The following is a 7,072-nucleotide window of genomic DNA, read 5'->3' as shown; positions in this document are numbered from 1 at the left end:
GCCCGCCCCCGTCCCACCGTCAGGAGGCTCGCACCGTGCGATACCGACCCAGTCCCCGTACCCGCAAGGTGGCGGTCGGGGCCGTCGCCCTGAGTGCGGTCGGCGCGATGAACGCGCCGGCCGTCATCGGCTACGCCGAGCACAAGTACCACGACTACAAGATCAATCAGCCGTCGTACAAGGCACGGTACGGGCACTGGGACCTGGTGGACGTGCCGGAGCGGTTCCGGATCAACACCATCCACGCCGCGCTGCTGCACACCGGCAAGGTGCTGATGATCGCCGGGTCCGGCAATGACGAGAAGAACTTCGACGCCGGCACGTTCCAGAGCGTGCTGTGGGACCCGGTCAAGAACACCTTCAAGGAGATCGACACTCCGAAGGACATGTTCTGCGCCGGCCACGCCCAGCTGCCGGACGGCAAGCTGCTGGTGGCGGGCGGCACCCGCCGGTACGAGAAGCTCAAGGGCGATGTCACCCGGGCGGGCGGCCTGATGGTCGTGAAGAACGAGAACCCGGACAAGCCGAAGACCCTGCCCAAGGGCACCGTCTTCCGCAGCCCGGACGGTCTGGAGTACCGCTCGCAGTTCCCGGTGGTGGTGCCGCGCGCCAAGAAGACGCCCGCCCCCGACGGGAGCGGCGAAATGCGGGTCACCGCGCGCGAGGCGCGGGTGTTCGTCGAGGCCGTGCGGCGCGGCCGGGCGGGGGTGACGAACACGGCCGCGCAGTACAGCATCAAGGGGCTCAAGGGCGCGGACGCCCGTAACCACTACGGTCTGGCGACCAAGCTCGGCATGGACAAGAAGGATTTCCAGGGCCTGAAGGACACGTACGAGTTCGATCCGGTCGCCGAGCGGTATCTCCGCGTGGACCCGATGAACGAGGCGCGCTGGTACCCGACGCTGGTCACCCTGAAAAGCGGCAAGGTCCTCTCGGTCTCCGGGCTCGACGACATGGGCGAGATCATCCCGGGCAAGAACGAGATCTACGACCCAAAGACCCGCAAGTGGTCCAAGGGGCCGCACCGCTACTTCCCGACCTACCCGGCGCTCTTCCTCACCGGCGACGGGAAGCTCTTCTACTCCGGCTCCAACGCCGGCTACGGCCCGGCCGACAAGGGCCGCACACCCGGCATCTGGAACGTCAGGAAGAACACCTTCAAGCCGGTGCCCGGCCTGCCGGACCCCGAGCTGATCGAGACCTCCGCCTCCGTGCTGCTGCCGCCCGCCCAGAAGCAGCAGGTCATGGTCCTCGGCGGGGGCGGCGTCGGCGAGTCACCGAAGTCCACGGCCCGCACCGCGCTGGTGGACCTCACCAAGAAGAACCCCGAGTACCGCCCCGGGCCCGACCTCACCGAGGGCACCCGCTACCTGAACGCGGTGCTCACACCGGACGACAAGGTGTTCACCAGCGGCGGGTCCGGTGACTACCGCGGCAAGGGCGCCAGCGACAACCACAAGGCGCAGATCTTCGACCCGCGTACGCGCGCGTTCACCAAGGCGGCGGAGCCGGCCGTGGGCCGCAATTACCACTCCGAGGCGCTGCTGCTCCCGGACGGGCGGATCGCGGTCTTCGGCTCCGACCCGCTGTTCTCGGACCGCGCGAACACCAGGGGCGGGGAGTTCGAGAAGCGCATCGAGGTCTACACGCCGCCGTACCGCTACGACCGCGCGCGGCCCGCGGCGGCGCACGGCCCGACCGAGGTGAAGCGGGGGAAGACCACCCGCTTCACCGTGGCCGGCGCCGGGAAGGTGAAGACCGCCCGGCTGATGCGGCCCAGCGCCGTCACCCATGTCACCGACGTGGAGCAGCGGTCGGTGGCGCTGGACTTCGAGCGCCGCGGCAGCACGCTGTCGGTGCGCGTGCCCAAGAGCCATTCGCTGGTGCCGCGGGGCTGGTACATGCTCTTCCTCACGGACTCGCGGGGGACTCCGTCGCAGGCGAAGTGGGTGCATGTGAAGTGACCGGCGAGGCGGTCGGTGCGGGGGACGGCGACGCGGCCGCCGGGGACGGTGAATCGGTGGCCGGGGACGGTGAAGCGGTGACCGGGGACGGCGCCGCCGGGCCGGCCGGGGTTGCGGACTCCTCCTGCGTGTAGTCCTCCCGGCCCGGCAGGTTTTCCTTGGCGGCACTGGCGAGCCGCAGTGCGTAGTCGGTCCACCACTGGCCTGCCGGGGGGCCGCCGCGGCAGGTGCCGTCCGACTCGCCGGGCCGCTTGACCCACAGGTAGGCGTCCACGAGCGGGTGGCCGGTACGGGTGGTGGGGGGCGTGCCGAGCGCGCGGTCGGGCGGGTTGCACCAGTTCTCCGCGCCGGTCTCCTCCTCCTGGGTGTCCGGGGGCGGGCCGTTGCCGTTGCGGCTGGTGTCGATGATGTAATGCACGCCGCCGAGCGCCTTGGAGAGCTTGTCGCCGTACGCCTCGGTCGCCTCGGTGGTCTGGAAGTTGGAGACGTTGAGCGCGAAGCCGTCCGCGCGTTTGACGCCTGCCGACACCAGGTACTTGGCGAGCGCGTCGGTGTCCTTGATCCAGGAGGCGTTGCCCGCGTCCACGTAGACCGAGGCACCCGGGCGCGCCTTGAGCGTGCGCACCGCCTCGTCCAGCAGCGCCAGGCGGTCGCTGCGTGCGCGGTCGCGGCAGCCGGCGACGGTGTGCGGCACCGCGTCCGGTTCCAGTACGACGACCGCCTTGCGGTTGCCCAGCCCCTTGGCCAGCCGGGCGACCCAGGCGCGGTAGGCGCGGTCGCTGCCGGCGCCGCCCGCGGAGTAGTGGCCGCAGTCCCGCTGCGGGATGTTGTAGGCGACGAAGATCGGGACACGGTTGTCGCCGGCCGCCTGCTGGGTGATGCGCGCCACGCGGGGTGCGGGGTTCTCCTCGGTGAGCCAGACGGCCACGGGCTGGTCGGCGATCCGGCGCAGCAGGGTCGCCTCCGGTTCCCGTCCCCGTTCGGTCAGGACGCGCGCCTTCCGGGCGCTCGGGGTGTCCGGGTCGACCCAGAAACCGGTCGGCTTCCCTTCGGGGGCCGCGGCCCAGCACGCGGCGGTCAGCAACCCGAGCAGCGGCAGTACGCCCAGGGCCACGCCCGCCCGGTTGTCAAGCCGGCTCATAAGCCGTCTGCCCAGTCATGAGTTCCCTTTCCTTCGCGGTACGACGGTCATGTCATGTCATACCTGTCCAGGATGACATGACATGACCGCTTTTCAGGGAATTTCGTGCTATTTACTGCCTGACTGCGGCAGCACCGCGAAGGAGTGGTGTGCCGTCAGGTCACCTCCGGCCGGGCGTACTCGCTCATCGCGTCGATCAGCCAGCGCGCCAGGTAGTCGGCGAAGGAGGAGCGCGGGAGGAGACGGTAGGTGTCCTCCGCGGTCCGCCAGAGGATCACAGGGACCGGGCCGAGCTGGGTGGCGAGGGCCTCTCCGGGGGTGAAGACCCGCGGGTGCAGGTCGAGCGGGCAGCCCTTCTCCAGGACCTCGCGGGCCGCGGGGCCGCGCAGCTCCAGGACCGTACGGTTGGCCGACACATCGACGACCGAGCCGGGCTCGCCGGCCAGCGCCTCGTGGAGTTCGGCGGTGATCGGGGCCGTGCCGGGCGGCGCGACCACCAGCCACTCGTCCGGGCCGAGCCAGAGCGTGGTGCGCGGCCCGGCCGGCGAGGTCTCCCCACAGCGCGCGGGCAGCGCCGCGCCGAGGCACTTCTCGATCCGCGCGGCGGCGAACGAGTCGGGTTCGACGCGCAGGCTCAGCATCGTGGTGTACGGCCACTCGCTCACCGAGACGCCGCGCGGGCCGGTGACCGTGGCGTCGCGGAGCCGGTCGGCGAGGTGGGCGAGCGGGCTGCGGCGGAGCGCCGCGGGGCCCGTGGCGGTGTCGGTGACGGTCGGCTCAGCCATCGCGCTTGGTCCCTTCGGGGTCGTAGAGGACGGGTCCGGAGACCTCGACGGGTACGAGGTCGTCGCCGACGACGGCGAGCAGGGTCTCGCCGATCCGGTCGCGCCCCGACTTGACCATCGCCAGGCCGAACGGGCGGCCGAGCGCCGGGCTGTAGTAGGCGGAGGTGACGTGGCCGAGCATCGGCACGGGCCCGGCCTCGGGGGTGACGGGAACGCCCTGGTCGATGAGTTGGGTGCCTTCGGGGAGGCGCGTGGCGCGGTCGGTGGGGAGCACGCCCACCAGGTGCTTGCGGTCGGCGCGTGCGGTGTCGGCCCGGGCGAAGGAGCGCTTGCCGACGAAGTCCTTCAGCTTGGAGACCACCCAGGACATCCCGGCGTCCTGCGGGGTGACCGTGCCGTCGGTGTCCTGGCCGACGATGATGAAGCCCTTCTCGGCCCGCAGCACGTGCATGGTCTCGGTGCCGTACGGAGTGATGCCGTACGGACGGCCCGCCTCGTACACCTCGTCCCAGACGGCCCGGCCGTACCAGGACGAGACGTTGATCTCGAAGGCCAGTTCGCCGGAGAAGGAGATCCGGCAGACCCGCGCGGGAACGCCCGAGGCGAGGGTGGTCTCGCGGAAGGTCATGAACGGGAAGGCGTCGTTGGAGACGTCCAGGTCGGGCGCCACCTGAGCGATGACGTCGCGCGACTTCGGGCCGACGACGGCGACGGTGGTCCACTGCTCGGTGACCGAGGTGCACTTCACGTCCAGCTCGGGCCACTCGGTCTGCAGCCACTCCTCCAGCCAGTCCAGGACGTTCGCGGCGCCGCCGGTCGTGGTGGTCATGAAGTAGCGGTCGTCGGCGACGCGCAGGGTCACACCGTCGTCGAAGATCATGCCGTCGGGCTTGCACATCACGCCGTAGCGCGCGAAGCCGGGCTTCAGCTTCTTGAAGCCGTTGGTGTAGATGCGGTTGAGAAATTCGCCGGCGTCCGCGCCCCAGATCTCGATCTTGCCGAGGGTGGAGGCGTCCATGAAGGCGACACCTTCGCGGGCCGCCCGGCATTCCCGCTGCACCGCGGCGTCCATGTCCTCGCCGGGCTGCGGGTAGTACCACGGCCGCTTCCACTGCCCGACGTCCTCGAACTCGGCGCCGTGTTCGACGTGCCAGTCGTGGACGGCGGTACGGCGTTCGGGGTCGAAGAGGTCGGCGCGTTCACGTCCGGCGAGCGCCGCGAAGGAAACGGGCGTGTACGGGGCGCGGTAGGTCGTCGTCCCGATGTCACCGGGCGAGACGGGCGCCTCCCCCTCCTTCAGCAGTTCGCCGATGACGCCGATGGCGTTGACACCGGAGGTCTTGCCCTGGTCGTTGGCGGTGCCGAGCGAGGTGTACCGCTTGACGTGCTCGGCGCCGCGCATCCCGGCGCCGGTGGAGCGCCGCACGTCGGCGACGGTCACATCGCGCTGAAGGTCGACGAAGTGGCTGTCCCAGGCGCCGGGGTCGTCGCCCTCGCCGGGGACGAGCCAGAGGGGGCGTACGGGCGCCGGGGGTTCCGGCGTGCGCGCGGCCGGGACATCGGTCGCACAGCCGACGTCCGTGGCGGCCTGCGCCCCGGCCCTGGCCCCGTCCGCGACGCAGCCGGCCAGGTCGTACGTGCCGCACACCGCACCGGCGAGCCGCTGGTCGGGCACCGGCTGCACCGGTATGAAGCCCGCCAGAGCGTCGTCCCAGCGCAGCTTTCCCTGCCGCTGGCTGTGCAGGTGCACGACCGGGCTCCAGCCGCCGGAGACCGCGAGCAGGTCGCAGTCGAAGGACCGGGCGGGGCCCGTCAGCTGCCCGTCCTCGTCCAGGGCGCGCACGGTGACGCCGGTCAGCCGGGGGTCCCCCGCGGTGCCGGTGACCGTGCTGCCGGTCAGCACCTCGACCCCGGTGGCGGTGGCGAACTCCCCTGCCCGGTCCGAGAGTTCGGTACGGGTGTCGACGACGGCCGCGACCTCGATGCCGGCCGCGCAGAGGTCGGCCGCCGTCTCGTAGGCGCTGTCGTTGGTAGTGGTGACGACGACGCGCGCGCCGGGCGCCACGGCGTACCGGTTGAGGTACGTCCGGACAGCGGAGGCGAGCATCACGCCGGGGCGGTCGTTGTCCGCGAAGACCAGCGGGCGCTCGTGGGCGCCGGTGGCCAGCACGACCTGGGCCGCCCTGATGTGCCACAGCCGCTGCCGCGAGACACCCTCGGGGGCGTCGGCACCGAGGTGGTCGGTGCGGCGCTGCACGGCGAGGACGTAGTTGTCGTCGTAGGAGCCGAAGGCGGTCGTCCGGTTGAGGACAACGGTCTCGGGCGCCGCGTCGAGCGCGGCCCGGGTCTCCTGCACCCAGGTGAGCGCGTCCCGGTCGCCGACCGTCTCGCCGCGCCCGGAGAGCAGCGAGCCGCCGCATTCGGGCTGTTCGTCGAGGACGATCACCCGGGCGCCGGTGGCCGAGGCGGTGGCGGCGGCCGCGAGCCCGGCCGGACCGGCGCCGATGACCAGCACATCGGTGTGCACGTACTTCTTGTCGTACACGGCGGGGTCGGGGGTGGGGTCCAGCCGGCCCTGGCCGGAGAGCGTGGTGGCGGACAGTCCGTCGTACAGCTCCACGGTGGTGGCCGGGAGCATCCCCTCCTCGCAGGGGCCGGCGAGCTGGAGCAGCGCGTTGGGCTCCTCGACGCCGGCGGCCGTAATGCCACGGGGGCGGCCGCGGTAGATCGACGGCGCGACCTCGATGGCGCCCGCGGCGAGCAGTGCGGAGGCGACCGTGTCGCCCGGGTGGCCGGTCAGTTCGCGCCCGTCGACGGTGAAGCGGAGCGGGGTGGTGCGGTCGATGCGGCCCCCGAACGGGAGCCTGCGGTGCTGGTCGGTCATCGGTTCCCTCCCTCGGAGAGCACGTCGGGGCGGGGTTCGTTCAGCCGGTAAGTGGCCAGCACCTGGTAGGTGGCGGTGTCGCGGACGGCGTTGAACCAGCGGCGGCAGCCGGTGGCGTGCATCCACCGCTCGGCGAACGGTCCCTTGGGGTTGTCGCGGTAGAAGACGTACTCGGCCCACTGCCGGTCGTCGAGCGCGTTCGGGTCGGCGGGGAACGGGACGTGGGCCTGGCCCCCGTAGTGGAATTCGGTCTCGTCGCGGGGACCGCACCATGGGCAGTCGATTCGGAGCACCGTGC

Annotated in this window: 5 protein-coding genes; 1 reads left to right on the top strand and 4 read right to left on the bottom strand. The window is 71.6% G+C overall.

Annotated features, from left to right (window positions below):
- Window positions 1–35: 35 nt before the first annotated feature.
- Window positions 36–1,964: a radical copper oxidase GlxA gene (gene glxA, locus CCS38_RS17175; protein ID WP_223734154.1), complete on the top strand. Its 1,929-nt coding sequence runs from the start codon at window positions 36–38 to the stop codon at window positions 1,962–1,964.
- On the opposite strand, the gene CCS38_RS17170 is transcribed toward glxA, so the two are convergent.
- From CCS38_RS17170 to CCS38_RS17155, 4 genes are all read right to left on the bottom strand, one after another.
- Window positions 1,912–3,105, bottom strand: a complete 1,194-nt coding sequence (locus CCS38_RS17170; RefSeq protein ID WP_223734153.1) for a glycoside hydrolase family 6 protein — start codon at window positions 3,103–3,105, stop codon at window positions 1,912–1,914. The two genes, glxA and CCS38_RS17170, sit on opposite strands and share 53 nt — an antisense overlap.
- A gap of 155 nt (window positions 3,106–3,260) precedes the next feature.
- A complete protein-coding gene (locus CCS38_RS17165; protein WP_223734152.1) occupies window positions 3,261–3,890 on the bottom strand; it encodes a sarcosine oxidase subunit gamma in 630 nt (209 codons plus the stop codon).
- Complete coding sequence (locus tag CCS38_RS17160) at window positions 3,883–6,774, bottom strand: sarcosine oxidase subunit alpha family protein (RefSeq protein ID WP_223734151.1); 2,892 nt, start codon at window positions 6,772–6,774, stop codon at window positions 3,883–3,885. Before CCS38_RS17160 ends, CCS38_RS17165 begins: the two co-directional genes overlap by 8 nt.
- Window positions 6,771–7,067 carry a sarcosine oxidase subunit delta gene (locus CCS38_RS17155; RefSeq protein WP_223734150.1) on the bottom strand — a complete coding sequence of 99 codons (297 nt, stop codon included), beginning with the start codon at window positions 7,065–7,067 and terminating at the stop codon, window positions 6,771–6,773. Before CCS38_RS17155 ends, CCS38_RS17160 begins: the two co-directional genes overlap by 4 nt.
- Between the last annotated feature and the right edge of the window lie 5 nt (window positions 7,068–7,072).

The organism is Streptomyces purpurogeneiscleroticus, assembly GCF_020024005.1.
Taxonomy (GTDB): domain Bacteria; phylum Actinomycetota; class Actinomycetes; order Streptomycetales; family Streptomycetaceae; genus Streptomyces; species Streptomyces purpurogeneiscleroticus.
The sequence above is the reverse complement of the archived record's forward strand: the minus strand, read 5'-3'. Positions and strand labels throughout refer to the sequence as shown.